Annotated in this window: 22 protein-coding genes and 2 pseudogenes; 15 read left to right on the top strand and 9 right to left on the bottom strand. The window is 55.3% G+C overall.

Annotated features, from left to right (window positions below):
* Positions 1–58: 58 nt before the first annotated feature.
* The 3 genes and pseudogenes from rpsI to JCM17844_RS13515 form a co-directional block, all read right to left on the bottom strand.
* Positions 59–559: a 30S ribosomal protein S9 gene (rpsI, locus tag JCM17844_RS13525; RefSeq protein WP_150001434.1), complete on the bottom strand. Its 501-nt coding sequence runs from the start codon at positions 557–559 to the stop codon at positions 59–61.
* A 4-nt stretch (positions 560–563) separates the two neighbouring features.
* A pseudogene (rplM, locus tag JCM17844_RS13520) lies at positions 564–1,021 on the bottom strand (50S ribosomal protein L13).
* A gap of 188 nt (positions 1,022–1,209) precedes the next feature.
* Entirely contained in the window at positions 1,210–2,283 is a 1,074-nt protein-coding gene (locus JCM17844_RS13515) for a COX15/CtaA family protein (RefSeq protein ID WP_150001432.1), read from the bottom strand.
* A 158-nt stretch (positions 2,284–2,441) separates the two neighbouring features.
* Here JCM17844_RS13515 and JCM17844_RS13510 point away from each other — a divergent pair, with 158 nt between their 5' ends.
* The 9 genes and pseudogenes from JCM17844_RS13510 to JCM17844_RS13470 all read left to right on the top strand — a co-directional run bounded on the left by JCM17844_RS13510 (position 2,442) and on the right by JCM17844_RS13470 (position 14,723).
* A complete protein-coding gene (locus tag JCM17844_RS13510) occupies positions 2,442–2,954 on the top strand; it encodes an RNA polymerase sigma factor (RefSeq protein WP_150001431.1) in 513 nt (170 codons plus the stop codon).
* Between the two features lie 92 nt (positions 2,955–3,046).
* Positions 3,047–4,081, top strand: a complete 1,035-nt coding sequence (locus JCM17844_RS13505; protein ID WP_210432018.1) for a FecR family protein — start codon at positions 3,047–3,049, stop codon at positions 4,079–4,081.
* Positions 4,082–4,159: 78 nt separating this feature from the next.
* Entirely contained in the window at positions 4,160–6,850 is a 2,691-nt protein-coding gene (locus JCM17844_RS13500) for a TonB-dependent receptor (RefSeq protein ID WP_150001429.1), read from the top strand.
* A gap of 8 nt (positions 6,851–6,858) precedes the next feature.
* Positions 6,859–8,469 (top strand): class I adenylate-forming enzyme family protein, encoded by a 1,611-nt coding sequence (locus tag JCM17844_RS13495; protein ID WP_150001428.1) that lies wholly within the window; start codon positions 6,859–6,861, stop codon positions 8,467–8,469.
* The gene (locus tag JCM17844_RS13490; protein WP_150001427.1) at positions 8,432–9,292 is read left to right on the top strand and encodes an alpha/beta fold hydrolase; all 861 of its coding nucleotides are present in this window, start codon (positions 8,432–8,434) and stop codon (positions 9,290–9,292) included. The genes JCM17844_RS13495 and JCM17844_RS13490 overlap by 38 nt, the downstream gene beginning before the upstream one ends.
* A 319-nt stretch (positions 9,293–9,611) precedes the next feature.
* Positions 9,612–10,508 carry an efflux RND transporter periplasmic adaptor subunit gene (locus JCM17844_RS13485; RefSeq protein ID WP_210432017.1) on the top strand — a complete coding sequence of 299 codons (897 nt, stop codon included), beginning with the start codon at positions 9,612–9,614 and terminating at the stop codon, positions 10,506–10,508.
* Positions 10,478–10,693 carry a permuted SH3 domain-containing protein gene (locus tag JCM17844_RS13480; RefSeq protein ID WP_150001425.1) on the top strand — a complete coding sequence of 72 codons (216 nt, stop codon included), beginning with the start codon at positions 10,478–10,480 and terminating at the stop codon, positions 10,691–10,693. The genes JCM17844_RS13485 and JCM17844_RS13480 overlap by 31 nt, the downstream gene beginning before the upstream one ends.
* A 9-nt stretch (positions 10,694–10,702) precedes the next feature.
* Positions 10,703–13,820: pseudogene (locus JCM17844_RS13475) on the top strand (efflux RND transporter permease subunit).
* Positions 13,821–13,919: 99 nt separating this feature from the next.
* Positions 13,920–14,723, top strand: coding sequence for an endonuclease/exonuclease/phosphatase family protein (locus JCM17844_RS13470; protein WP_210432013.1), 804 nt, complete (start codon positions 13,920–13,922; stop codon positions 14,721–14,723).
* On the opposite strand, the gene JCM17844_RS13465 is transcribed toward JCM17844_RS13470, so the two are convergent.
* From JCM17844_RS13465 to JCM17844_RS13455, 3 genes are all read right to left on the bottom strand, one after another.
* Positions 14,686–15,936, bottom strand: a complete 1,251-nt coding sequence (locus JCM17844_RS13465) for a threonine ammonia-lyase (protein ID WP_150001423.1) — start codon at positions 15,934–15,936, stop codon at positions 14,686–14,688. The genes JCM17844_RS13470 and JCM17844_RS13465 overlap by 38 nt on opposite strands.
* Before the next feature lie 72 nt (positions 15,937–16,008).
* Positions 16,009–17,058 (bottom strand): saccharopine dehydrogenase family protein, encoded by a 1,050-nt coding sequence (locus JCM17844_RS13460; RefSeq protein ID WP_150001422.1) that lies wholly within the window; start codon positions 17,056–17,058, stop codon positions 16,009–16,011.
* Positions 17,059–17,160: 102 nt separating this feature from the next.
* Positions 17,161–18,669, bottom strand: coding sequence for a CoA-acylating methylmalonate-semialdehyde dehydrogenase (locus JCM17844_RS13455; protein WP_150001421.1), 1,509 nt, complete (start codon positions 18,667–18,669; stop codon positions 17,161–17,163).
* A gap of 198 nt (positions 18,670–18,867) precedes the next feature.
* Here JCM17844_RS13455 and hemB point away from each other — a divergent pair, with 198 nt between their 5' ends.
* The 6 genes from hemB to JCM17844_RS16800 all read left to right on the top strand — a co-directional run bounded on the left by hemB (position 18,868) and on the right by JCM17844_RS16800 (position 24,744).
* Complete coding sequence (gene hemB / locus JCM17844_RS13450; RefSeq protein WP_150001420.1) at positions 18,868–19,887, top strand: porphobilinogen synthase; 1,020 nt, start codon at positions 18,868–18,870, stop codon at positions 19,885–19,887.
* A gap of 248 nt (positions 19,888–20,135) precedes the next feature.
* Positions 20,136–20,348, top strand: a complete 213-nt coding sequence (locus JCM17844_RS17445; RefSeq protein WP_150001419.1) for a PAS domain-containing protein — start codon at positions 20,136–20,138, stop codon at positions 20,346–20,348.
* Positions 20,264–20,635, top strand: coding sequence for a PAS domain-containing protein (locus JCM17844_RS13440; RefSeq protein ID WP_210432019.1), 372 nt, complete (start codon positions 20,264–20,266; stop codon positions 20,633–20,635). Before JCM17844_RS17445 ends, JCM17844_RS13440 begins: the two co-directional genes overlap by 85 nt.
* Before the next feature lie 120 nt (positions 20,636–20,755).
* On the top strand, positions 20,756–22,555 hold the full coding sequence (locus JCM17844_RS13435) for an amidase (protein ID WP_150001417.1): 1,800 nt from the start codon (positions 20,756–20,758) through the stop codon (positions 22,553–22,555).
* A 138-nt stretch (positions 22,556–22,693) separates the two neighbouring features.
* Positions 22,694–23,722 (top strand): PAS domain-containing protein, encoded by a 1,029-nt coding sequence (locus JCM17844_RS16805; protein ID WP_150001416.1) that lies wholly within the window; start codon positions 22,694–22,696, stop codon positions 23,720–23,722.
* Positions 23,719–24,744, top strand: coding sequence for a sensor histidine kinase (locus tag JCM17844_RS16800; protein ID WP_150001415.1), 1,026 nt, complete (start codon positions 23,719–23,721; stop codon positions 24,742–24,744). Before JCM17844_RS16805 ends, JCM17844_RS16800 begins: the two co-directional genes overlap by 4 nt.
* A gap of 57 nt (positions 24,745–24,801) precedes the next feature.
* Here JCM17844_RS16800 and JCM17844_RS15520 read toward each other — a convergent pair whose 3' ends face one another.
* From JCM17844_RS15520 to JCM17844_RS13420, 3 genes are all read right to left on the bottom strand, one after another.
* Entirely contained in the window at positions 24,802–24,969 is a 168-nt protein-coding gene (locus tag JCM17844_RS15520) for a hypothetical protein (RefSeq protein ID WP_210432012.1), read from the bottom strand.
* 26 nt (positions 24,970–24,995) lie between these two features.
* Positions 24,996–25,163 carry a hypothetical protein gene (locus JCM17844_RS15515; RefSeq protein ID WP_210432011.1) on the bottom strand — a complete coding sequence of 56 codons (168 nt, stop codon included), beginning with the start codon at positions 25,161–25,163 and terminating at the stop codon, positions 24,996–24,998.
* Positions 25,160–26,285 (bottom strand): capsule assembly Wzi family protein (locus tag JCM17844_RS13420; protein ID WP_210432010.1); only part of this gene is annotated, 1,126 nt, incomplete at its 5' end. The genes JCM17844_RS15515 and JCM17844_RS13420, both read right to left, overlap by 4 nt.

The following is a 26,285-nucleotide window of genomic DNA, read 5'->3' as shown; positions in this document are numbered from 1 at the left end:
AGGCCGCCCTCCAAGAGAGCGGCCCTTTTTGAAAGGCTTGGCGATGATCCTTGTAAGATCAGCGCTTGGAGAACTGGAAGCTACGACGGGCTTTGGCGCGGCCGTATTTCTTACGTTCAACCATACGCGCATCGCGGGTCAGGAAGCCTGCGGCCTTCAAGGCGCCACGCAATTCCGGCTCATAGCGCTGAAGCGCTTGGGAAATGCCATGCTTCACCGCACCGGCCTGACCGGACAAACCGCCACCCTTGACGGTTGCGATCACATCAAACTGGCCTTTGCGACCGGCCACATCAAAGGGCTGGTTCACCACAAGACGCAGCGTGGGACGTGCGAAATATTGCGCCTGATCGCGGCCATTGACCGTGATCTTGCCAGAACCCGGCTTCACCCAAACGCGGGCAACCGAATCTTTACGCCGACCCGTTGCATAAGCACGGCCCTGTGCATCAATTTCAGGCTTGCGCTCGATTGCGACATCCCCTGCAGACCCATCATCGCTTGCTGCGGCTGTGGTCATATCCTTCAGATCCTGAAGGCTTTGCTTTTCCGATGCCATGCTATTACCTCACGTTCTTTGGATTCATGCTGGCAACATCGATCACCTCGGGCTGCTGCGCCTCATGAGGATGATCGGTTCCGGCATAGACTTTGAGATTGCGCATCTGCTGGCGACCAAGCGGGCCACGCGGAATCATACGCTCCACAGCTTTTTCGATCACGCGCTCGGGAAAGCGGCCTTCGAGAATTTGCTTGGCTGTTGCCTGCTTGATGCCACCCGGATGGCCGGTATGGCGGTAATAGATTTTTTGATCGCGCTTGTTACCTGTCAGCTTCACCTTGTCGGCGTTGATAACGATAACATTGTCGCCGCAATCGATATGCGGTGTGTACATTGGCTTGTGCTTGCCACGGAGGCGCATGGCAATCAGTGATGCAAGGCGGCCAAGAACAACCCCTTCCGCATCAACGATCAGCCATTTTTTCTCAACCTCACTCGCTTTGCCGAATAGGTTTTCATACCCGGTGATCCTTTACGCTTGGAAAATAAACCTGTCTTTAGGCCGCCCGCACCCATGACGAGGGAGACCCGAGATCATGGGTCGTGTAACGTCAGGATTTCACAAGGTCAAGGGAAAACTGCTTGATATCCTATATGCTTAAGATAACGGTATTATTTTACCGCTATTTTGACCTCTGCAAAATGCACTAAGGCCGGTCACTTTTCCGGTATATATGCAAAAAGGCCAGCACAGCAGCCAGAACCACCAGCGCCCCGCCTTGATGAATCGCGCCCAAAGCCACCGGCACCATATGCAGCAAGGTCAAAATCCCCACGGTGATCTGCACGCACAGAACCCCGAATACCAGCGCCGCCATGGCCTGCGCCCGCCCCGGTTCGCGCCGGAGAATGGTCCGGACAAGCAAACTCAGCGAAAGCGCAAACAGCACATAGGCCCCAAGGCGATGATCGAACTGCACCAAAGCCGTATTATCGATGAAATTCCGCCAGAACGGGGCCATGTCCATAATGCTTGCAGGCACAAAGCGGCCATCCATCATGGGCCATGTATTATAAGTATAGCCTGCCTTCAGGCCGGCCACCAATCCGCCCATGATCACTTGCAGGAACACAAGCGCCAAAAGCCATTTTCCAGAGCGATTCATCGCCTTATCGCGGATGGGACGCCGGTGCGACAACAGGTTCATCGCCGTCCAGAAAAGGGCTGCAAAAATAATAAAGGCCAATGTCAGATGGGCCGTCAGACGATAATGGCTGACCTCGGGATGGTCCACCAACCCGGATTTTACCATGAACCAGCCCAACAATCCTTGCGCCCCGCCAAGAACCAGCAGCCCCAACAATCTCCCTTTATATCCGGAGGGGATGCGGCCACGCAGCCAAAACCAGGCCAGCGGCAAAGCAAAGGCAAAGCCGATCAGACGCCCCAAAAGCCGGTGCAGATATTCCCACCAGAAAATATTTTTGAATTCGGCCAATGTCATGCCGCGATTCATGATCTTGTATTCGGGATATTGCTGATAGGCTTTGAAGGCTTCTTCCCACTGCGCCTGAGACAATGGCGGCAAAATCCCTTTTACCGGATGCCAATCCACCATGGACAAACCGGATTCGGTGAGCCGTGTGATGCCCCCCACAACAACCATCAAAAACACCAAAGCGGCAACCATCAAAAGCCAGCGCCCGATGGCCCGTTCCTGTGCGGCGCGACCGAACCCGCCCGCCGACGACGATCCATAATGAAATGTAACAGTTTTCATAAGCACTTGCTAAACCGCTCTCTTATAAGGTGCAAGCGCGACAAGAGCGCGCAGACCCCTGAAATGTGGGTTCCCCCCGAAAAGGCTTGCTTTTCAGGCACGCCCACTATCTAATTTCACGACTTTGGGGCGATAATAAAACACAGGCATCCCGAAATATGGGACGGCGAAATACCGATACATTGGATGACTTGGTAAGAACTGGCAATAAACGTCTGGTGCGCCGGATCGTTGGCACCTTGAACAATCAACAAGATGCCGAAGATGTGACGCAAGATGCTTATGTGCGATTCCTGCGCATCCGCGATCCCGGCCCGATCGGCAATCTGGCGGCCTTCATCGGCAAAAGTGCGCGCAATCTGGCCATCGACAAGCTCCGCCACCGGAAGCGCCGCGCCCATGTCGAGCCAGATATGGGAGATGCCAGCCCCGATGATCTGATGGCTGGCCCCGATGCCGACCCCGAACGCAGCCTTGCTGCCCGGCAACAATTGGATGCGGTGCGTGATGCCATCAACGCCCTGCCGCCCCGGTGTAGGCAGGCGTTTATTCTTCACAGATTTCACGGATTGTCTTATGACGCCATTGCAACAGAACTGGGCGTTTCCAAAAGCAGCGTGGAAAAATATATCATTCGCGCGCTGACAGCCTGTCGTAAGCGCGTTCTTTGAGCAAATATTCACTGAGGGACTTCACCTCCTGAGCGTCTTAAAGATAGGGACGCATGAAGGGAGAGCCTTCAAATATCGACCGAGACAGAATTATGGCCCATAAAACACGCAGCAAAGCTTTGGACGAGGCAACCCAGTGGTTTGCCCGGCTGCGCGATGATGCCATATCCAGCGATGAGCGCCATGCCTTCCAGATATGGCGGACAGCCAATCTGGCCCACAGACGCGCTTTTGAAGAAATCAGCGCCTTATGGGATTCGATGGATGGGCTGGAGCCAGATACGGCTAAGATGCAGCCCACTACACGCGCCAATGCCCGCGCACCCTTTTTCAAGACACAGATTGCCGCTGCACTGATTATCGGATTTTCCGCGCTTTTGGTGGGGCTGACGCATTTCGAACTTACTCCATGGTCACCCTTTTGGGGGGCAGAGCACTTCCAGACCGCCACCGGCGAACAACGCACCCTGTTTTTGGATGATGGCACCACCATCTATCTCAACACCCACAGCAAAGTGGCTGTTCGCCTGAAAGACAAAGAACGCCATGTGCGCCTGATCGAAGGGGAAGCCCTGTTCGATGTGCAGCGCGACCCGCAGCGTCCCTTCATTGTAGATGCGGGAAATGGCCGTGTCCGGGTTTTGGGGACACGTTTCAATATCCGCATGCATCCAGACAGCTCCGCCGATGTGGCAGTGCTGGAAGGCCATGTGGATGTAACTCCGCGCGCTACCAAAAAAGCCGTGGCCTCCATTGATCTTTATCGCGGCGACGGGACCAGCATTTCCGCTGACCGGATCGGCCCCGTGGAAAAAGTGGATGTGGCCCGGATTACCTCATGGCGCGATGGCCGCATGATTTTCCGCGGCACGCCCCTGTCCACTGTGGTGGCCGATCTGAACCGGTATTTGGCAGACGATGTGCGCATCGGCGATGACAGCCTTCAAGATATCACCGTTACCGCCGTGATCCGCATCGAAGATCGGGCCGCCATTCTGCATGCTCTTGACATGTCTTTGCCCGTCGATGTGGTAACCCTGCCAAGCGGCGTCACCATGCTTTATGACGACCGGATCAATCAAGACGCTCGCACGACACAAAAAAACGGACCGTCAAAAAAACTTTGAGGGCTTTGGGCGCTGGGCCGTCTGATGAATCAGAGGCTGCGACCATAAGCGGCCACGGATTTATTTAGGGAGAGAACAGTGGCCCATACCTATCGCCTGAAACGCACCATGCGCGCATCGCTTCTTGGCTCCGCTCTTGCTGCCAGCACCGTGCTTGGCACTTTGCTCGTCCCCGGCATGGGACTGCATGCGGCATCGGCCGCCGAAACGGCACAGTTCGATATTCCAGAACAATCCCTTGATGATGCTCTGATTGATTTCAGCGTTCAGGCTGGCATGTCGGTGCTGGTTTCCGACAATCTGGTACGTAATCTGCGCTCCGTCGCAATTACAGGCACCCTGGACCGGGAAAAAGCCCTCAAAACCCTGTTGGAAGGGTCGGGCCTGACTTTTGAACTGGTGGACGACAGTACCATTTCCATCAAACAAGCCGCCATTCAGAAAAGTGAAGTCGAGGGCCGCCGCCTTTATGCACAGGCTGCCCCCACCACCGATGCCAATCTGCGCACACCCGATGCGCGCCCCACCGGCTTCTCTGTTGAGGAAATCGTTGTCACCGCCCGCCGCCGCACGGAAAGCCTGCAAGACGTGCCCATTGCCGTCAGTGCCTTTTCCGGCGATAGCCTCGACCGGTTGGGCACCGTGGATATCACTGGCCTCAACCAGATGGTTCCCAATGTCACCATCGAGGTTTCGCGTGGCACCAACACCACCCTTACCCCGTTCATTCGCGGCGTTGGCCAGCAAGACCCGGTAGCCGGTTTCGAGCAGGGCGTGGGGCTTTATGTGGATGATGTCTATCTCAACCGTCCGCAAGGGGCCGTGCTTGACCTTTATGATGTGGAGCGGGTTGAAGTGCTGCGCGGACCGCAAGGCACGCTTTATGGCCGCAACACCATCGGCGGCGCCATCAAATATGTCACCAAGCGCATTGCCGACGAGCCGGAATTCCGGGTTCGGGCATCGGGCGGCAGCTATCGCCAGCGCGATTTTGTGGGCACCTTCGCCCTGCCCCTGAGCGACAGCTTCAAGATCGGCGGCACGGTAGCCAGCTTCCAGCGCGATGGCTTTGGCGACAATCTCAATCTGGAAGGCCTGGAGAATGGCAGCAAAGACATTCTTGGTGGCCGCCTGAGCATGGAATGGACGCCGACAGAGGATCTGTATATCCGCCTGTCTGGCGACTGGACCGATGACAATTCCGATCCGCGCCAAGGATCGCGGTTGACCCCGGGGCTGCTGAGCGGTGCGCCCGTTCTGGACAATGTGTTCGATACCCGCGCCGGATTGAACAACCCCATTGCCAATGTGGTCAATCGCGGGGCATCAATGCTGGTCGAATATACCCTGAACGACAAGATCCAACTGAAAAGCATCACCGCCTATCGGGATAATAAATCCGCCTTGCCGGAAGATTTCGACAGCTTGCCAACAGTGGATGTGGATGTTGCTTTGGTCACAAGCGATGACCAGTTCAGTGAAGAACTGCAATTACTTTATAACAGCTCGAAACTGAACGGGGTTTTGGGATTCTTCTATATGGACGCCAATGCGTTCAATGCCTTTGATGTTGTCCTTGGGACCACAGGCGATCTTCTGGGATTGCCGGGATTGAATGCCTTTACCCTGGGCGATGTGGATACCGAAACATGGTCGTTATTTGGTGATTTCACCTATGACATCACCGATACATTGGCCCTGTCAGTGGGTGGCCGTTTCACCAGCGATAAACGGACGGCGAATATTGTCCGCCAGACCTTCCTGGGGGGCTTTTCCGAACTGCTGGGCGGCGAACCCCGCCTTCCCATTGCCACAGCCACCGATTTCAATGGCAGCGAGACTTTTCATGATTTCACACCGCGCGCCAGCCTGAACTGGAAGCCGGTGGAAGATCATATGGTCTATTTCAGCTTCTCGCAGGGCTTCAAAGGCGGCGGATTTGATCCGCGCGGCTCGGCAACGGCAGCGCCCGATCTGGATGGTGATGGAATCGCAGGTGCGGCGGACCCGGACGATGTCCAGGAATTCCTGATGTTCAAGCCCGAAGAGATCACCACCTATGAAATCGGCCATAAAGGCAGTTTGTTTGATGGGCGGTTGAACAGTTCTTTGTCGGCCTTCTGGAGCTCTTATGATGATATCCAGATCCCCGGCTCCGTGGGCGTTGATGCCGATAATGACGGTGTTGCCGAAAGCTTTGTCGGGGTCACATCCAATGCGGGTGAAGCGCGCATCCGCGGGATCGAGCTTGAGCTGACGGCCGCGATTGCGGAAAACATGATGGCCAATGGCGATAGCTTGGGCGCCACGGCTGCCGTGGGCTATATCGACGCCGAATTCCAGGAATTCATCAACGCTTTCGGGCAGGATATCGCCGATCAGGCCACCTTCCAGAATACCCCGGAATGGACGGCGAATATCGCCCTCGATTACAACACACCTTTGACACTGTTTGGAACGAGCGGATCTCTTTCGTTCTTGCCTCTGGCCTCTTATCGCTCCACCACCAACCAGTTCGAAATTTCCAGCAACCAGCTGGATCAGGAAGGTTATATCCTGTTCGACCTCAGCATTGTCTGGACCTCGGACAATGAACGCTGGCAGATCGGGTTCCACGGAAAGAACCTGACCGATAAGGAATATATCGTTTCAGGCTTCGATTTTGTGAACGACGATACCTTCGCACCAGAGCTTGGGCTTGAAAGTACGCTGACCGCCTTCTTCGGCAATCCGCGTACCTTTACCGGCACGGTGTCGATGAAGTTCTGATTTTTGCCATGACTGCGCAAAATCATAAAAACCAATCCGGACCGGTGTCTTTCAAGGCACCGGCTCCGCTTCTTCCCGATTATCTCTCGCTTCATGCGCGGTGGCAGGCCAATCATCCGGCCTTGGTCACCAGCGATGGCTCTGTCAGTTGGGCGGATTTTGACAAAGCCACCAACCGCATTGCCAATGGCCTGAAAAAACAAGGGCTGGGTCCGGGCGATCATGTGGCGGTGGTGATGAACAATGGCCGCGCCATGATGGAAGCCTTGTTCGGCATTATGAAAGCGGGCTGTTGTTCGGTGCCGCTCAATCTCTCTGTCAGTGATGATGCGCTGGCCGCCATGCTTGCCGATTCCGATGCCAAAGGGATCCTTGTCACCGATCAGCAACGCCCCCGGCTCGATGCCATTTTTCAAACGGCCAAAAGACCCGCTTTATGCCTGTGCGCCGATGAGGCCGCTGCCGATTGGCTATCCCTGTCCCAATGGATGGGCCGGTTTACCGACACATCGCCCGCCATTGCCATTCCGCCCGATGCACCGTGCAATATCATTTATTCCTCTGGCACCACGGGTCTTCCAAAAGGCATTGTGCACAGCCATCAAGGCCGCCTGCACTGGGCCTATGATATTGCCCTTGCCTATGGCTATCGGGCCGGCGCCAAAAGCCTTTGCACCATCGGGCTTTATTCCAACATCATGTGGGCCGTGATGCTGGCCACCCTTCTGGGGGGTGGAACAGTGGTGGTCCATGATGCCTTTGATGCCAAACAGGCCCTGGATGATATCAAACGCCTTCGCATTACCCACACCGCCATGGTGCCGGTACAGTGGCAAAGGCTGGTGGATGCCGGGGCGGACACCCAAAGCCTTGCCAGCCTACAATCGGCGATCACCGTTGGCTCTCCCATGCCCGTTGATCTTAAACGCCAAATGTTGGCGCTGATGCCCACCGCATTTTTCGAGCTTTATGGCCTGACGGAAGGTATTTTGACGGTTCTCGCACCCGACGACATGACCAACCGCCTGACAAGTGTCGGCAAACCCATTCCCGGGTGCGACATTCGCCTGATTGACGATGAGGGGCACCCCTGCTCCCATGATGAGGCAGGGGAAATTGTCAGCCGCGCCCGCTATGTGATGCCCGGTTATCTGAACCGGCCAGATGCCACCGAAGAAAGCCAATGGCGCGATGAAAAAGGCGATATCTGGCTGCGAACCGGCGATGTGGGCCGTCTTGATGACAAGGACTATCTGTATATTGTGGATCGTAAGAAAGACATGATCCTGTCCGGCGGTCAGAATATCTATCCCGCCGATATTGAAGCCGTTTTGCTTCGCCATGATGCCGTAAGCGACTGTGCAGTGATCGGCGTGCCAGACGACCGCTGGGGAGAAACCCCCATCGCCATCGTGGTGGCGGCGACCGCAATCACCGCTGAAGATTTGCAGCAATGGCTCAATGAACGGTTGGGCAAGCAACAACGGGTGCGGGCGATTGTGTTTGCCGATACGCTGCCCCGAAATCCCAATGGGAAAATTCTCAAGCGTGTTTTGCGCGCGCAGTATCAGAAAGGGCTTTATGACCGATTATCTGTCCCGCACTGTTATCAGCGCTGATGGCCTGCATTTGCATTATCGTGACTATCCGAACGCAGAAACAACCGCCTTGCCCATCCTGTGCCTGCACGGATTAACCCGCAATAGCGCCGACTTTCATGATCTGGCGCTGCATCTGGCCCCGCGCTTTCGGGTGTTGACAATGGATGTGCGCGGACGCGGCCTTTCCGAACATGATCCCAACCCTGAAAATTACCATCCCGGCACCTATGTCGCTGATGTCCTTGCCCTTTTGGCACAAGAAAATATCTCGAAGCTGGTGGTGGTCGGCACCTCCATGGGCGGATTGATCGGGATGGCACTGGCGGCGCAAAATCCGGCCTTATTGGCGGGATTGGTGCTCAATGATATTGGCCCGGAGATCGACCCGGCGGGCCTTACGCGCATCAAAGACTATGTGGGAGCGGTTGAACCTGCAAAAGATTGGGATGATGCCATCGCCCATATGAAGGCCATCAATGGCCATGCCCTGCCCGGCTTGAGCCAAGCTCAATGGGAACGCTTCACACGCGGGCTTTACCATGAAAATGCCGATGGCCGGCCCGTTCTGGCCTATGACCCGGCCATCTCTATGGCGGTAAAGGCGGGGGATGTGGCCCCGCCCTCCATGTGGGCGCTTTATGAGACCCTATCCGTCACGCCGGTCTTGGTGCTGCGTGGTTCCCAGTCGGATATTCTATCCACAAAAACCGTGCAAGACATGGTCCAAAAGCATCCGGATTGCACAGCCTGCACCGTCCATAATCGCGGTCATGCGCCTTTATTGGATGAACCGGAAAGCCTTGCGGCCATCGATGCGTTTTTGAACCACACGGCACGATAGCCGTTTTGCACACAGTTCAAACCCCTTATCCATGCTGTACGCCGCATGGATTTATATTCTTTTACATCTTCCTATACGCCCAGATCATAAAACAGTGATATTCTGCCAAAAAGGCCGCAATCCATCACCTGCCGCTTGGCACAGGTGATGGATGAGGTGTAGGAAAAGAGTCACCAAATAAAACGCAGGGTTATCAGGGATGCGCTCGTATCAGAGTGCAAAGAGGGGGTGTAGAAGCACCGATCACCCTTGGTCGCCCCTTCTCTACGTCACGAGTGTCTCGGATTTTTGTTACCCGTTCAAATGCATTGGGCCCGATATGTCACGTCTGATTTCCGTTATCCTTACCTTGTTCGCGCTGAGCATTCTTGGCGGTGGAATTTATTTATATGTCGCAAAAGACGACATTGCGGACCAGCGCCGCTTTGGCGACAAAGCCATCCCCGTTCAGGCTGCTGAAATCACCACCCACCCCTTTGCCAACCGCATCGAGGCCATTGGCACCACCGAAGCCAATGAATCGGTGACCATCAGTTCTCGCGTCTCCGATACCATTGAAAGCGTGAATTTTTCCGATGGGGATATTGTGGAAAAAGGCGCTATTCTGGTGCGTCTTAACCGGACCGAACAAGAAGCATTGCTGGCAGAAGCGGAAGCCACAATGCTGGAAGCCAAGCAGCAGCTGGAGCGCACGCAGGATCTGGTGAAACGGGGCAATGCCTCGCTCGCCGTTCTGGATGAGCGGGTGCGGCTGGTGGAATCGGCCACGGCCCAGGTGGCCGCTGCCAAGGCCCGCATCGCCGACCGCGTGGTGCGTGCGCCTTTTGCCGGTGTTCTGGGCGTCCGTCAGGTCAGCCCCGGCGCCCTTTTGTCACCGGGAACCCCCATCACCACTTTGGATGATGTGACCCCTATCAAGCTGGATTTTGCTGTTCCTGAACAGTTCATTTCCGCACTGAGCCGCGATCAAAGAGTGGTGGCCCGTGCTGCTGCCTATCCCGGCGAAACCTTCACAGGGAAAGTGACCAATGTCAGTTCCCGCGTTGATCCCGTTACCCGTGCCATCACCGTACGCGCAGAAATCGCCAATGAAGACAAACGCCTGCGCCCGGGCATGTTGCTTACCGTTGAAGTGATCAACAATGAGCGCCTGTCTATCGCCGCACCGGAAGGAGCGATCATCCTGTGGGCGAGGACCAGTTTGTCTTTGTGGTGAAGCCCGACAACACAGTGGAACGTCGCCAAATCACTCTGGGGCTTCGCCGTCCCGGCGTGGTGGAAGTTTTATCCGGCTTGAAAGTAGGCGAACTTGTGGTCACTGCGGGAACCATGCGCTTACGGCCCGGAATGACTGTAAAAGTACAAAATCGTGAGGCGCCCGCCGCCCGCCCCCAAGCCTGAGGTCTGGCCATGATTCTCTCTGATATCTCTGTCAAGCGGCCTATTTTGCCACGGTGATCAGCTTGTTGCTGGTGGCCTTCGGCATTATCAGCTTCACGCAATTGCCCTTGCGCGAACTGCCCGATATCGACCCACCGATTGTCAGTGTGAACACCAATTATCCCGGCGCCTCTGCTGCGTGTTGAATCGCGTGTGACACAGATTGTCGAGGATCGCATTGCCGGGATCGAGGGCATCAAATCCATCAGTTCCTCCAGCCGGGACGGCAGCTCGCGGGTGACCATCGAATTCACCCTGACCCGCGATATCGATGCCGCGGCCAATGATGTGCGCGACCGTGTCAGCCGCATTTTGAACAATTTGCCTGAAGAAGCCGATCCGCCGGAAATTTCAAAAGTGGACAGCGACACCGATGCCATCATGTGGTTTTCGCTGGCCAGCCCCGTGCTGGATGTGATGCAGCTCACCGATTATGCGGATCGCTTCATTGTGGACCGCTTGTCTGTGGCCGATGGCGTCGCCACCGTTCGCATCGGTGGCCAGCAGCGCTATTCCATGCGCGTTCATCTGGACCGGCAGGCCATGGCAGCGCGTAATCTTACGGCCACCGATATTGAAAATGCTTTGCGCAGCGAAAATGTCGAACTGCCCGCCGGGCGGATTGAATCCACCGATCGCAATATTACCGTTCGGGTGGAACGCGATTATAAAACCGCGCAAGATTTTTCCGAACTGGTTCTGGGCGTTGGCGATGACGGCCATCTGATCCGCCTGGGCGAAGTGGCCCGTGTGGAATTGGGGGCCGAAGACGACAGAACTTTTTCCGGGGTAACGGTATTGCCCGCGTGGGTCTGGGCATCATCCGCCAATCGACGGCCAACACACTGGATGTGGCGAACGCTGTACGGGCAGAGGTTGAACGTATCCGCGAAACGCTTCCTGAAGGTATGGATCTGGATGAAAGCTTTGATGGATCGGTCTTTATCGCCGAAGCCATCAACGAGGTCTATGTAACCCTTGGCATCGCATGGTTCTGGTTTTCCTTGTGCTTTATTCCTTCCTTGGCTCCTTGCGCACAGTGATCGTGCCTGCGGTAACGGTGCCGGTATGTATCATTGCGGCCTTTACGGTGATGAGCCTGTTGGGGGTGACGCTCAATCTTTTGACCTTGCTTGCCCTTGTGCTGGCCATCGGGCTGGTGGTCGATGATGCCATTGTGGTTCTGGAAAATATCTATCGGCGCGTTGAAGCGGGTGAACCACGCCTTTTGGCGGCCTATCATGGGGCGCGGCAAGTGGGCTTTGCGGTGATTGCCACCACCTTGGTGCTGATCGGCGTTTTTGTGCCCATCGCTTTTCTGGAAGGCAATGTGGGACGCCTGTTCTCGGAACTGGGCATTACACTGGCCACCACCGTCGCTTTTTCCAGTCTCGTCGCCCTGACCCTTACCCCCATGATGTGCTCAAAGCTGTTGCGTCGCACGGGGCCCAAGGGCTGGGTAAATGCACATGTGGATGATGGCTTTGAAAAGCTGCGGCGCGGCTATCAAAACGCGCTCACCTATTGCTTTCACAACAAAACCATTATCCTGTTGCTGTTCGCTGCGATCACGGCATCGATCGTGGGGCTTGTAAACGCCATTCCCAAAGAGCTTGCCCCCCGCGAAGACCGCGGCTCTTTCTTCCTCGTCGCCCGTGGTCCTGAAGGGGCCGGCTTCAACTATATGCGCGAGCAAATGGATGAAGTCGAAAGACGCGCCATGTATCTGGTGAACGAAACAAAAGAAGCGCGGATCGTGATTGTGCGCGCCGATGGCGACAATTCGGGCTTTGCGGTGATTGTGTTGAATCCCTGGTCCGAACGGAAGCGTAGCGCCGATGAAATCATCGCCGAACTGCGCGGCCGGTTGGCCTCTATGACCGGGGTAAGCGTGTTCATCAATATGCGCCAAGGCATTTCTGCTGGTGGCGGACGCGATCCGGTGAATTTCGTGGTTGGGGGCAATACCTATGAAGAACTGGCGAAAATTCGCACCATTCTGGAAGAGGAAGCCGCAAAACTGCCCCTGATCGGCGTGGATACCGATTATCGGGAAACACAGCCGCAAATACGCGTTGCCATTGATCGCGACCGTGCGGCGGATCTGGGTGTGTCGGTGTCTACCATCGGCCGCACCCTGGAAACCATGCTTGGCGGCCGTCGGGTCACCACCTTTGTGGAACGTGGCGAAGAATATGATGTGATCGTACGGGCCGATGACAGCAATCGCCGCGAGCCATCGGACCTGACCAATATCTATGTGCGGTCGGACCGGTCCGGGGATTTGATCCCTCTGTCCAATGTGATCACCTTGCGTGAACAAGCGGCCAGCGCGACGCTCAATCGTTATAACCGGGTGCGCGCCCTGACGCTGACTGCACAGCTTGCCGATGGCTATTCGCTGGGCGAAGCCTTGACGGATCTTGAAAATGTGGTCCGCGAAAGCCTCCCCGATGTGTCTTCCATTGATTACAAAGGGGAAAGCCGCGAGCTCAAAGAAGCGGGCAATGCGGTTGTTTTCACTTTCGCCATGGCCTTTCTGGTGGTGTTCCTGATTTTGGCAGCCCAGTTTGAGAGCTTCATCCATCCCTTCGTGATCATGCTGACGGTGCCTTTGGCAGCGGCCGGCGGGCTTTTGGGGCTGTATCTTGCGGGATCAACGCTGAATATCTACAGTCAGATCGGCCTTGTGATGCTGATCGGGCTGGCGGCAAAGAACGGTATTCTGATCGTGGAATTCGCCAATCAGCTTCGTGATGAAGGCCTTGAAATCCGTGATGCCGTTATTGAGGCGTCCCTGATCCGCTTGCGCCCGATCATCATGACCAGCCTGTCCACCGTGATGGGCGCGGTTCCCCTGATCATGGCAACCGGACCGGGATCGGCCAGCCGCCTGACCATCGGCGTGGTGATTTTTGCAGGCGTCTCCATTTCCACCGTCCTCACGGTGTTCATGGTGCCCGTGTTCTATGATATGCTTGCGAAATATACCCGCTCGCCCGGCTATGAAGCTGCGCGTCTTAAAAAGCAGCAAGAAGAACGTGCCCAAACCGGAACCATCGGCGTACAAGGAACGCCGGCGGAATAATCTGCGGGCTTGATCAGATCACGACAAAAAGGCGGGCATCTTGATCCCGCCTTTTTTCATTATATGTCTATAGGGATAACCAACCAACAGGAGACCGTTTTGGGCCGCTTGCGCGTTGCCAGCTATAATGTCCATAGCTGTATCGGTATCGATCGCCGCTTTGCCCCCGAACGCATTGCCGAGGCCCTGCTGGATATTGATGCCAATGTGGTGGCCTTGCAGGAATTGGGCTGGCATCATCGCGGATTGAGCAATTTTGACCAATTCGCCTATCTTGAGAAAATGACCGGTTATCACGTCATTCAAGGCCCTACGAAATTCCATGCCCGCGCCCATTATGGCAATGCGATTTTAATGCGTGAAGCGGCACATACCCATCAGCTTATGGACCTGTCTTGGCCGCTGCATATTCCGCGGGGCTGCATCCTTGCCCATACCCACTGGAAAGGCGAACCGCTGGTGGTCATCAATGTGCATTTGGGGCTGACCCCTTGGGACAGGCGGCGTCAGCTCAAACAACTGGTTCATGAAATTCAAAGCCATCGCAACAGCCATGTGGTGCTGATGGGTGATTTCAACAATTGGAAACCGGCCTCCGTGATGTTCAAGCCGCTGTCGCAGCTTTTACCGGAATGCACCGACCAGCCCACCTTTCATACGCGCAAGGCCCATGCGCCGCTGGACCGCATTTATCTATCGCCGGGCTTGCGTTTTGATACAATCAAGGTTTGGCACACCCCCATTACCGCCAAAGCCTCGGATCATCTGCCATCGTGGCCGATATCAGCTTTTAGCCCAAAAATGAAAGAGGCAAGCCGCCTATGCGCCCTGCCCCTTCGCTCCGTTTCAAATACAGTCGGGGAAATCAGCCGCGCATGGCCATGGCGCCAGAGGTATCGGTGACTTCCAAGCCAGCATCTTCCAAAGCCTTCACCAAGCGTTCGCCGTGCATCCGGTCTTTTGTTTCCACCACCAATTCGATCTCGGTGTATTTCACCGGAGCCGTGGCAAACTGCCGTTGATGATACACTTCGGCGATATTTCCGCCCACCTTGCCAACAATCGCCGTCACCCGCGCCAAGGCACCGGGCAAATCCAGCGTCGTGACCTTCAGGCGGGAAATACGTCCATCGCGCACCATCCCGCGCATCACGCAGAAAGATAAGGTCCGTGGATCGATATTGCCGCCGCACAAAGGCAGCCCCACCTTTTTGCCCCTGAACAGATCGGGGAATTGCAACACCGCCGCCAAACCGGCAGCGCCCGCGCCTTCCACCACCACTTTTTCGATTTCCATCAAGGCATCAATGGCATCTTCGATCATCGATTCCTTGACGATCAGAATATCATCCACCAATTGCCGCACCACCTCGCGGGTGATTTGACCGGGCTTTTTCACAGCGATCCCTTCGGCAATGGTGACCTTTGTGGGATGGATTTCGCGGCCTTCGAGCGCCGCCTTCATCGCCGGATAGGCTTCGGTCTGAACGCCGAGGATCTTGATATCGGGCTTGATATGCTTGGCCGCAACGGCAATCCCCGAAATCAGCCCGCCACCGCCAATGGGCACCACAAGCACATCCAGGTCCGGAAAGGCCTGCAAGAATTCGATAGCCAATGTGCCTTGGCCAGCCATCACCAAAGGATCATCGAACGGGTGAATGAACACCTGTCCTTCCTTGGCTTCCAGTTCCCGTGCCGCATCGGTGGATTCCGCCAGTGTTTCCCCGCTAAGGACCACAGTCGCCCCCAAGCGTTCGGTATTGCGCACCTTGGTAAAGGGCGTGCCTTCGGGCATGAAAATGGTAGCGGGGATGCCCAACCGATTGGCATGATAAGCCACCCCTTGCGCATGATTTCCCGCCGACATGGCAACAATACCGCGCGCCCTTTCTTCCGGCGTCAAAGCCGTGAGACGGTTGAGCGCCCCACGCTCTTTAAAAGATGCGGTGAATTGGAAAATCTCGAACTTCAACGCAATATCCGCGCCCGTCAGCGCCGACAATGTTTCAGACCGCGTGGCCGGGGTGTTGAGAACAGCCCCCTGAATGGTGCGCGCAGCATCTTCGATATCGGAAAAAGAAATGGGCAAGGGAGGCAATGAACTGGCGGTCATAAACTTTACCTGATTTAGGGTGTGAGAACGATCAAAGATACAAGGCAGACGGAAAGACAGACGCTAAGAGAGTCACTCAAGATCCTGACGCGCACAATGCGCGAACTGAAGGATAAAATCCGCTCCATATTGCAAGGATGGCGTGCGAAATCCAGCCAAGACATCACCAGCCTCGATACGCCTTACAATCTCGAGCGTTGTCATGGCTGTCAGGCTGTACCCTTCCGGCGTGGTAAGAACCGTGCGTCTGGTTTCGCCCGCCGCATTTTTTACAATCCCAAGCATATGAGCGCGCCCTGCCATGCGCTCTTCAGCTGTCGGGCCTGCGGGCCGTTGATCTATCTTGCGCTTTAAAAAGGCTTGCGCCGGCGCAGTGGACAAGAGCCAACGCATCAGCGGCCCCATCTTTGCCATCTGCTTTAAGGCGCCGGTCTTTTCAAAAAATACGGTGATATCGGGAATCCCCGTTGAATGCCAAGCGGTAGACACATCCCCCCAAGAAACGGAAATCCCTTGCTTGGTGCTGCCATCGGGGAAATGAAATGCCTTTTCTTCCGGCTGATCCAGATCAACGATGCAGTTATAACGGCGCGCCCGGCGGCTTTTTTTAAGGCCCTCGATACCGGTTTTCGCCGTGCCCCGGGACATTTTATTGAGACCCGTGATCACCAGTTCCAAAGACGTGGCATCGGGCAAACGGGTTTTCATATGGGCAGCCAAACAATCAGAAGGCACCACATCGAAACCGCAACCGGGCATCAGCATCACGCCCGCCGCTTTGGCTTCGGCATTGCGGGCGGCCAAGGCTTCAAACACATCGATTTCACCGGTGATGTCCAGATAATGGGTGCCGGTTTCGATACAGGCATCGGCCATGGGTTTTGATGTGGCGGAAAACGGTCCGGCAAGATGCAGAACACTGTCCACATCCTGAAGGGCTGCACGCAGCTTTTCCGTCTCATCCAGAGAAAAGGCTGTCCAGTCAAAGCCATGACGTTCGGCAATGGCCCGCGTTTTTTCTTCGTTCCGGCCTGCAACAATTGGCGACAAACCGGCTTTTGCGGCCTCTTCGGCAACAAGCTGCCCGGTATATCCCGTCACCCCATAGATCAGCACCGTCATCCCTTTTCTCCTGTCAAAAATCCGGCGCCGAAGACCGTCGATGCACAATTTGAACCGACGGCACTCTCTTGTTGCCGCCGGTTTTCAAGCCGCTTTCGTCGATCAGTCGTTCAGCGTGGGGATGAAGAAATCCGCTCCGGCCCGCACGCCCGTGGGCCAACGGCTGGTGACTGTCTTGGTCTTGGTGTAAAAATTCACACCCGCCGTTCCATGCTGGTTGGTATCGCCAAAAGCCGATTGTTTCCAGCCGCCAAAGGTATGGAAGGCCACCGGCACCGGAATCGGCACATTGATCCCGACCATGCCCACTTCCACCCGGTCGGCATATTCCCGCGCCGCATCGCCATCACGGGTGAAGATGGATGTGCCATTGCCGTAACGGTGTTTGCTGGGCAATTCCATCGCTTCTTCAAAGGAGTTCGCCCGCACGATCTGCAACACCGGACCGAAAATTTCATCCTGATAGCTTTGCATATCGGCGGTTACCTTATCGAACAGGCTGGCGCCCATGAAAAAGCCTTTTTCATAGCCTTGGGTCTGGCAGCGATAACCGCGGCCATCCACAATCAGTTCGGCCCCTTCGCGTTCCCCCATATCAATATAGCTTTTCACTTTTGCATGATGCTCGGCAGAGACCAGCGGCCCCATTTCCATTGCCGGATCAAGGGACGGGCCGATTTTCAATTCGGCAATGCGGGGTTTCAAACCTTCGATAATGGCATCGGCCACTTTATCGCCCACCGGCACCGCAACGGGATTCGCCATGCAGCGCTCTCCCGCCGAGCCATAGGCCGACCCGATCAGGCTATCCACCACCAGATCAATATCCGCATCGGGCATGACGATCATGTGGTTCTTGGCACCGCCCATGGCCTGCACCCGTTTCCCGGCTTGTGTGCCGCGGGCATAAACATAATGGGCAATGGCCGTGGACCCCACAAAGCTGACAGCTTCAATATCGGCATGATCAAGGAGCGCATCCACCGCCACTTTATCGCCATTGACCACATTCAGAACGCCTGCGGGCGCACCGGCTTCCAGCATCAGTTCCGCCAAGCGCAAAGGCACCGAGGGATCTTTTTCCGATGGCTTCAAGATCACCGTATTGCCGCACGCAATGGCAATGCCGAACATCCACATGGGGATCATGGCGGGGAAATTGAACGGCGTGATACAGGCCACAACGCCCAAAGGCTTGCGCATGGAATAGACATCCAGCCCCGAAGCCACGCCATTGGAATATTCGCCCTTCATGAAATGCGGAATACCGCAGGCAAATTCGATCACCTCAAGGCCGCGTTGCACATCGCCCTTGGCATCTTCAAAAACCTTGCCATGTTCCGACGCCAGCAGCCGCGCCAGATTATCCTTATCGGCCGTAGCCAGTTCCAGAAACTTGAACATCACGCGGGCGCGGCGCACCACCGAGGTTTGCGACCAGCCCGGAAAAGCGGCTTTGGCCGCAGCCACAGCATCATTCACTTCCACGGCAGATGCCAGCGGTGTCTTTCCCTGCACCTCGCCAGTCGAAGGGTTGAAGACATCGTGAAATTTTCCAGAACTGCCTTCTACCTTGTTTCCGGCAATGAAATGCGTATGAACTGCGGTCATATTGATCCCCATCGAATGTGGTTGTTATATCTGTCGGGTTATACGCCTTTTGAACGACAAGGAAAAGCCGTGCGACCATATGCAGCCGCACCCGATCATACCCTCTTCAAAAGCGCCGAACGGCTTCTCAAAACCCGTTTCCCGATGGTATGAAACAACCATCCTCACCACAATCAACGAAGTTTGAAGGACCGCATGATGACCCAGCTTTTTCCCGGACGCTTTCCCGCCACCCGGCTCCGGCGGACACGCGCTGAAAGCTGGTCGCGCCGTCTTGTGGCCGAAACGGCCCTGTCCCCCAATGATCTGATCTGGCCCGTCTTTGTTACCCATGGTGACGAGAATGAGCCGATCGCCTCCATGCCCGGTGTCGAACGTTACAGCCTTAAAAATATCGGACGCGCCGCAAAAGAGGCATATGATCTGGGTATTCCGCTGATCGCGCTGTTTCCTTATACCGAGCCTGACAAACGCAGCGATGATGGCCGCGAAGCCTGTAATATTGACAATCTGGTCTGTCGCGCCATTGGCGAAATCCGCAGCCATGCCCCGGATATCGGCGTGATGGCCGATGTGGCACTGGACCCCTATACCAGCCATGGTCAGGACGGTCTTGTGGATGACATGGGCCGCATTCTCAATGATGAAACCGTCGCTGTCCTGTGCCGCCAGGCCATCACTCAAGCGCGGGCGGGCTGCCATATGATTGCCCCGTCCGACATGATGGATGGACGCATCGGCACGATCCGAAACGCCCTTGACGAAGAAGGATTCCAGGCGGTGCAGATCATGTCTTATGCCGCCAAATACGCATCGGCCTTTTACGGCCCGTTCCGGGATGCTGTGGGCTCTCGCGGTGTTTTGAAGGGCGACAAGAAAACCTATCAGATGGACCCGGCAAACAGTGAAGAAGCCCTGCGCGAAGTGGCAATGGATCTGGCAGAAGGGGCCGATAGCGTGATCGTGAAGCCCGGCATGCCCTATCTGGATATTGTCAGCCGCGTCAAACAACAGTTCGGCGTGCCCACCTTCGCTTATCAAGTGTCGGGCGAATATGCCATGCTGGTTGCTGCGGCCCAAAGCGGCGCGCTGGATCAGGATGCTGCGATATTTGAATCGCTTTTGGCCTTCAAACGCGCCGGTGCCGACGGGATTTTGAGCTATTTTGCGCCCAAGGCCGCCCGGATTTTAATGCAGCACGACACCATCAAACCATAAAGCCACGTTTCGCGCCCCTCCCTGTGCAATATAAAGAGGCATGGGGAGGCCCTTCCCGAAAATTTGACCAAACAAAGAATAGACACATTTATATTTATAGATGATCAAACCATCTAATCTGAAATCCATTGGGCACTAATTGAGCAAACGCGAAAAATTAACAAATCGTTAAATATACATTTTCATTTCTTGTTTTCTATATTTATGTAACAGAGCGCGGTCTTTCGTGTTGCGTAGCAGGAGTTAAGATGAACATGCTGTTCGAAAAGCATATTGTGAGCTCTCCTGTACATCTTAGGCGCGACATGCTCCGCGAGCTTTTCACTTATTGGAATTCCTTGCGGAACGGTCGCTTTGCTCCCTCGCGGAATGATATTTGCCCATCCCATATTCCAAGCTTTTGCGCCATATCCTGTTGGTGGACGTGGCCGAAGGTCAGCACAAACTCCGGGTGCGTTTGATGGGAACACGCCTTGTCAATTGTTTTGACCGGGACCTTACGGGGCAAATCCTGCAAAATACGGGAAACGATCCCTTGGGCAGTGTTTTGGCCGGATATTGCCGCTCTGCCTTGCAAGAACGCCATCCCGTGGCCTTCGGGCCAATGCAATGCCATATGCAAGACAATGATGTCTTGATCCATGAAACTTTGGCTTTGCCCTTATCCGCCGACATGATGCGCATCAATATGATTTTGATGGGTATTTCCAGCCAGCCCCGTTCGGCCATCGGCCCTCTGGCCGGTTGATCGCCTCTTTGATCTGCCGTCTTGCCCCCTCACCCATCCTTGAATGATGATGGCTTGCACTGCGGCCACAAGGCTGCAAAAATCCCGACGAGGTCGGGAATAATTGCAAGGGGGTCCGTTATGACAAAGCCAACCGTATCTTCCATCAGCCAACACGTGTCTTCATCCGGTCAAACACGCCGCGCGGTTTTGTTTGGCGGGGCGGCGATGGGCCTTGCCGGGGCGACGGCCTCCCTTGCCCAACAACCGGGCCCGGTCACCCCGGATGCCAAAGCCGCAAAAATGGACGAAGGCATCGTCTCTCAATGCGAGCGCATGATGGATCTGGCCTATACGGACGAGGAACGCGCCCAGATTGTCGCCACCATGGACGATCAGTTGGAAAATATTCGTGCGGTGCGGGGTATCCATTTTGAAAATAGCGATGCACCCGCAACCGTGTTCAATCCGCGTCTGCCCGGCATCTCCTATCCCGAGCAAGGATTTGGTGTGACCAATGCCGTAGCGCGCGACAAAGCCATACCGAACAGCGCCGAAGAAATCGCCTTTGCCCCGGTCACCGATCTCGCCCATTGGATCAAGACCGGCCAGATTTCTTCAACGGATCTGACCCAGATTTATCTGGACCGTATCCAGCGTTACCGCCCAATGCTGGAAAATTTCATCACCGTCACCGCGGATTTGGCACTCTCGCAAGCAAAACGGGCGGATGAAGAAACCGCCAATGGCACATGGCGCGGCCCCTTGCACGGCATTCCCTATGGCCTGAAAGACATCATCGACACCAAAGACATCCCCACCACATGGGGGGCCACCCCCTTTTCCGAACGCGTGGCAAAGCACGATGCCAGTATCGTTAAAATGCTGGAAGAAGCCGGTGCGGTTTTGCTGGGAAAAACCACCAATGGCGCATTGGCTTATGGGGATATCTGGTTTGATGGCGTCACCCGCAATCCATGGAATCCGCGCGAAGGCTCATCCGGGTCATCAGCCGGATCGGCCTCTGCCACGGCGGCAGGCTTATGCGCTTTTTCCATCGGCACCGAAACCCTTGGGTCGATTGTCAGCCCTTCGGCACGCTGCGGAACAACAGGATTGCGCCCCAGCTTTGGCCGGGTGCCCCGCACCGGAGCCATGGCGCTGTGCTGGTCGCTGGATAAACTGGGGCCGATCTGCCGTTCTGTTGCGGATACGGCTTTGGTGCTGGATGCCATCAATGGCCATGATGCTGGCGATCCGGGGAACGTCCTTCACGGCTTTGAATGGGATGCCCAAACGCCCGTCGAAGGCATGCGGCTGGGCTATGATCCGAAATGGTTTGAAGCCGGAAACGCACTTGACCGGAAGGCGCTGGAAGCCGCCCGGTCTTTGCCCATTACCCTTGTGGAAATGTCGCTTCCCGATTGGCCCTATGGGGCTTTGTTGCCACAATTGGAAGCGGAAGCCGCCGCTGCCTTTCAAGAGCTGACTCTAAGCAACCGCGATGACGAACTGGTTTGGCAAGAAGAAAACGCCTGGCCCAATAGCTGGCGGCGAGCGCATTTCTTTTCCGCCGTGGATCTGGTGCAAGTGGATCGTTTCCGCAGGCGCGTCATGCATATGATGCATCAAAATTTTTCCGGTCTGGATGCCATTTTAAGCCCCAATTTTGCTGGTGGCCTTTTGGTAATTACCAATTATACCGGCCATCCTTGCCTGACCTTGCGGGCCGGATTTGCCGACACGCCCACCCGCACGGCTTATGGCCAACCCAAGCCGGAACAGCCTGAAAGCGTATCTGTTCCTCATAATGTCACCCTATGGGGGCCTTTGTTCGAAGAACGCAAACTCCTCACTTTAGGGGCGGCTTTGGAGAAAAAACTGGCGGTTTCTGCCATGCAACCACCCTTGGAGACTTGGCGCACCACATTGGAACTGTGACAGTGATCCGAACTGCATTGGGGCAAATTCTGACGAAATTTACCAAAAAATTACAATTCTGCGTAAGCATTCCAATTATTCTGGATTGAACAAATGGTTGCATTTTATCTGCCCGTTTTTATGTCGTGAAAGACTCCTATGCTCAACACCAAAACCGCGCGAAGATCACGTCCTTGGGGCACGGTTTTGGTGGCATCCGTTATTGTTGCCAGCGCGGCCTTTTTCAGTTGGGAGATTGAAAAAGAAGCGTCCCAACGTCGCCATCAGCAAGAGCGCATGGCCACCTCTGAACAGCTGAATGCCATTGGCGCCCGCATTCAAGGCACTGTGCTGCATGATATTGCCCTTACCACCGGCCTTGCGGTTGAAATCGCCATCAATCCCGATAGCACATCCGATGAATTTTCCCGCTATGCTAGTGCGCTGCTTGGCAATAGCGATACCGCCATCGTCCACACCGCAGTGTCGCAAGATCTAAGGATCACAAAAGTTTATCCGCTGGCCGGAAACGAGGAAATCCTGGGGATCGATTACAGAGATTATCCCGCCCAGTTGAAAATCATCAAAGCCGCCATGAAATACCGGGCACCCTTTGTTTCCGGCCCGTACGACCTTATCCAAGGCGGGACCGCCTTTATTATCCGCATGCCCATCCTTGATGAGCATGAAGGAGGAAACAGCTTCATTTCATCCGTAATGGATTATCAATCCCTTCTTGATCGCACAGGATTGTCCGACCAGAACCACCCTTTGGCGGTCACTATCTCGGCCATTAATCCAGATGAAAAAGAAGGACGGCGTTTTTTTGGCGATGCCCAAATCATTGACCAGGCGCCCGTTTATATGACACTTCAATTTCCCATAGGATCATGGGAACTGGCGGCGCTGCCCAAAAACGGATGGACCGAAACATCCCCCCGCTTCGCCAATATACTTCCTCTGCCGCTCCTGACCCTGATTGCCGCCATTGCGGTATGTTATTTCAAAATCCGGCGGGACAAAGAAAGCGCAAAAGCAACCCGGATTCTACAGCAATCCGCCAAGCGGTTCCGGTCATTATTTGAAAATGCCAGCGACGGTATTTTCATTATCGAACAAGACGGCGGCCATATCCTTAACGCCAATGAAAAAGCCGCCCAGTTATTAGGCGTATCGCCCGAAGCTTGAAAAACCGGCTCTTCAAGAGCCAATTTGCCACACAAAGTGGTAAAAGCATCGCCGCCAATAAAAATGGGACAACCGACCTGAGCGACGATGCCACCTTGCCCGGCTTATTCCAGACACGCCTTATACGAGACGATGGCAAAACCATTCCCGTCGAAATCAGCACAGCCAAAATTGAAGATGGCGATACGCCCTTTATTATCGCCCATATGCGCGACATCACCATACGATCACGCTATGAAGCAGAACTGGATTCAGCGCGTCTTGCGGCAGAACGTGCCAATGACCTGAAATCACGCTTTCTCGCCAATTTCAGCCATGAAATCCGCACGCCGCTCAATGCCATTGTCGGTTTCTCGGAAATCATGCGCAAAAGCATGTTCGGAGAGATCAAACCCACGCGCTATGCGGAATATGTGGAAGACATCCACCATAGCGGCAAGCATCTTTTGGAGATCATCAACGACATTCTTGATCTATCCCGCATTGAGGCGGGTGAAATGCCTCTTGCGATGGAATGGATCGATCTGTCATCCTTTTTAGAAGACTGCAAAAGAATCACAGTTCAGCTTGCCAAAGAAAAGACCATTTCCTTCACCTGCATTCCCCCCACGGCACCCGTAATGATCTATGCAGATCCGGGACGTTTGCGGCAAATTCTGATCAATCTGATCGGCAATGCCATAAAATTCACCCTCCCCGGCGGCTCGGTAGAGGTCAGCGGCATTGTTATGGAAAATGGCGGTGTTGATCTGACCGTACGCGATACCGGCATTGGCATGTCGGAGAAACATCTGAAAGATGCGCTGCGTCCCTTTGGCCAAATTGCTTCGAAAAAATCCGTCGATCAATCCGGCACCGGCCTTGGACTGACCCTTTCACGGGCTTTGTGCCAATTGCAAGATATTCAATTTTCGATCGAATCAGAGCAGGATGAAGGCACGATTGTGCGTCTGTGTGTGATGCCGGATCAAACGAAACTGACGGCCATGTCCCACGCCATCAGCAATTTGGCTACCATATAAGCCCCTCTTTTCACCCACGGCGCCAGATCATTGGAAGAGCCGGGCGAATGCCTAACCTTAAAATCGCCAGCGCAGGCTCGCTTCAATCTGGGCATCGAAGGGGCTGCGGCCCGGCGTGTTCGGGCGGTCATCCATCAAGCGCACTTCGATCCGCCCTTCGCCCCAATCGAAGGGAAGTTGCGACCCCATTTCCACCAAATTGACCACTTCTCGGTTGCTACTCACCTCGTTGCGCGGCCCATCCGAGCGGTTCACCTTGGCATAGCGGTACCGCAGCAATAATTGCGGCTTTGGCGATCAATGGCCGTGGCTTCCAGCGTTATCAAGGTGCTGTCGGTGCTCAATGTATGACCGATGGTACGGTCGAGAAACTCGAACCCATCCGTGAAAATGAAGTTACTGAAGGTCACATTGTTCAACGGATCGCCGCCAAGACCGAAAATATTGCCCGCCTTGGTATCTGCGGCTTCGGTACGCAACTGCCATTGAAGCTGCTGGCTTTGCCAATAGCCGCCAAGGGTTGCGCCCACCGACAGGCTGTATTTATCCACAATGGCTGATTTTCATCTTCGGCGATAGTTTCCGCATAAAGCCCATATGTCATGGAGCCGATCACCCCACTATAGCGAATATCCGCCCCAGCGATCTGGTTCCCCGGTTCATCGGTGGTTCCGGTATTGTCACGGTCACCCAGGCCGATCAGCGCGTCCGTCCAGTTGGAAAAGCCGCAGGACCGGCCTTGGCCACAGGTTTGGATGGCCCGGCTAAAGCTGATATCCAGCCGGTCAATGGGCTGAAGAGACACCCGAATATGCGCCACCACCGGATGATTGATATCGGTGCGCGTTTCCCCGCCGTCCAACCGACCAACAGTCAGATTGACATTCCAGTTACCAAGCCAGCTCAGCCATTTCGTTTCAAAGGGTTTGGGGTCGAGCCTTTGGATACCGACTTTCGGATAGGGCCGTGCATTATTGGACAGGATCATACCGGAATCCCAGCCACCGCCCCACCATTGGTCGACCGTACCGGCATAAGCGACCCAATTTCCCAATGCGGCAGCAAAATAGCTGTTGTCAAAGCTGATATCTTTGCCCGGCTGTCCATCGCGCCAGCCCACACTGAGCTTGGCATAGCTGGCCCCCCAGTGCTTTTCAGCCGACACACCCACTTCGGCATTTTCGCGCACACCACCATCGAAGCCGCGTACCATTTTTTCGCGGCTGGTTGCCCCGGCATGGGCTTCCATACCCATGGAACGATAATCTTTTGTGGTTGGCGCACCGGCGCGCACCCGTGCAAGCGCTGCTTCCACATGGGCGGGAAAGGCTCGGTCCGGCATCTCGGCTATGCTACGCATCACCTGCGCCCAAGGCAGCGGCCACATGGTGATTGGACCATCAATGATATTATAGGCGGCCAACAGCTCGATATCCGTGCGCATCCGGGCGTCGCCCGCCTCGATCCAAGGCTCTGCCATTGCTTGCGACGCAAGAAGGGCCACCATTGCCCCGCCAGCCCAACCCCAAAACCGTTGCCGC

Origin of the sequence: Iodidimonas gelatinilytica, from assembly GCF_008579125.1 — a bacterium.
GTDB lineage: Bacteria > Pseudomonadota > Alphaproteobacteria > Sphingomonadales > Rhodothalassiaceae > Iodidimonas > Iodidimonas muriae.
The sequence above is the reverse complement of the archived record's forward strand: the minus strand, read 5'-3'. Positions and strand labels throughout refer to the sequence as shown.

Coding starts and splice junctions, on each gene's coding strand:
- rpsI (WP_150001434.1), bottom strand. CDS start 559: ATGGCATCGGAAAAGCAAAGCCTTCAGGATCTGAAGGATATGACCACA.
- JCM17844_RS13515 (WP_150001432.1), bottom strand. CDS start 2,283: ATGAAAACTGTTACATTTCATTATGGATCGTCGTCGGCGGGCGGGTTC.
- JCM17844_RS13510 (WP_150001431.1), top strand. CDS start 2,442: ATGGGACGGCGAAATACCGATACATTGGATGACTTGGTAAGAACTGGC.
- JCM17844_RS13505 (WP_210432018.1), top strand. CDS start 3,047: ATGGCCCATAAAACACGCAGCAAAGCTTTGGACGAGGCAACCCAGTGG.
- JCM17844_RS13495 (WP_150001428.1), top strand. CDS start 6,859: ATGACTGCGCAAAATCATAAAAACCAATCCGGACCGGTGTCTTTCAAG.
- JCM17844_RS13490 (WP_150001427.1), top strand. CDS start 8,432: ATGACCGATTATCTGTCCCGCACTGTTATCAGCGCTGATGGCCTGCAT.
- JCM17844_RS13485 (WP_210432017.1), top strand. CDS start 9,612: ATGTCACGTCTGATTTCCGTTATCCTTACCTTGTTCGCGCTGAGCATT.
- JCM17844_RS13465 (WP_150001423.1), bottom strand. CDS start 15,936: ATGACCGCCAGTTCATTGCCTCCCTTGCCCATTTCTTTTTCCGATATC.
- JCM17844_RS13460 (WP_150001422.1), bottom strand. CDS start 17,058: ATGACGGTGCTGATCTATGGGGTGACGGGATATACCGGGCAGCTTGTT.
- JCM17844_RS13455 (WP_150001421.1), bottom strand. CDS start 18,669: ATGACCGCAGTTCATACGCATTTCATTGCCGGAAACAAGGTAGAAGGC.
- hemB (WP_150001420.1), top strand. CDS start 18,868: ATGACCCAGCTTTTTCCCGGACGCTTTCCCGCCACCCGGCTCCGGCGG.
- JCM17844_RS17445 (WP_150001419.1), top strand. CDS start 20,136: ATGAACATGCTGTTCGAAAAGCATATTGTGAGCTCTCCTGTACATCTT.
- JCM17844_RS13435 (WP_150001417.1), top strand. CDS start 20,756: ATGACAAAGCCAACCGTATCTTCCATCAGCCAACACGTGTCTTCATCC.
- JCM17844_RS16805 (WP_150001416.1), top strand. CDS start 22,694: ATGCTCAACACCAAAACCGCGCGAAGATCACGTCCTTGGGGCACGGTT.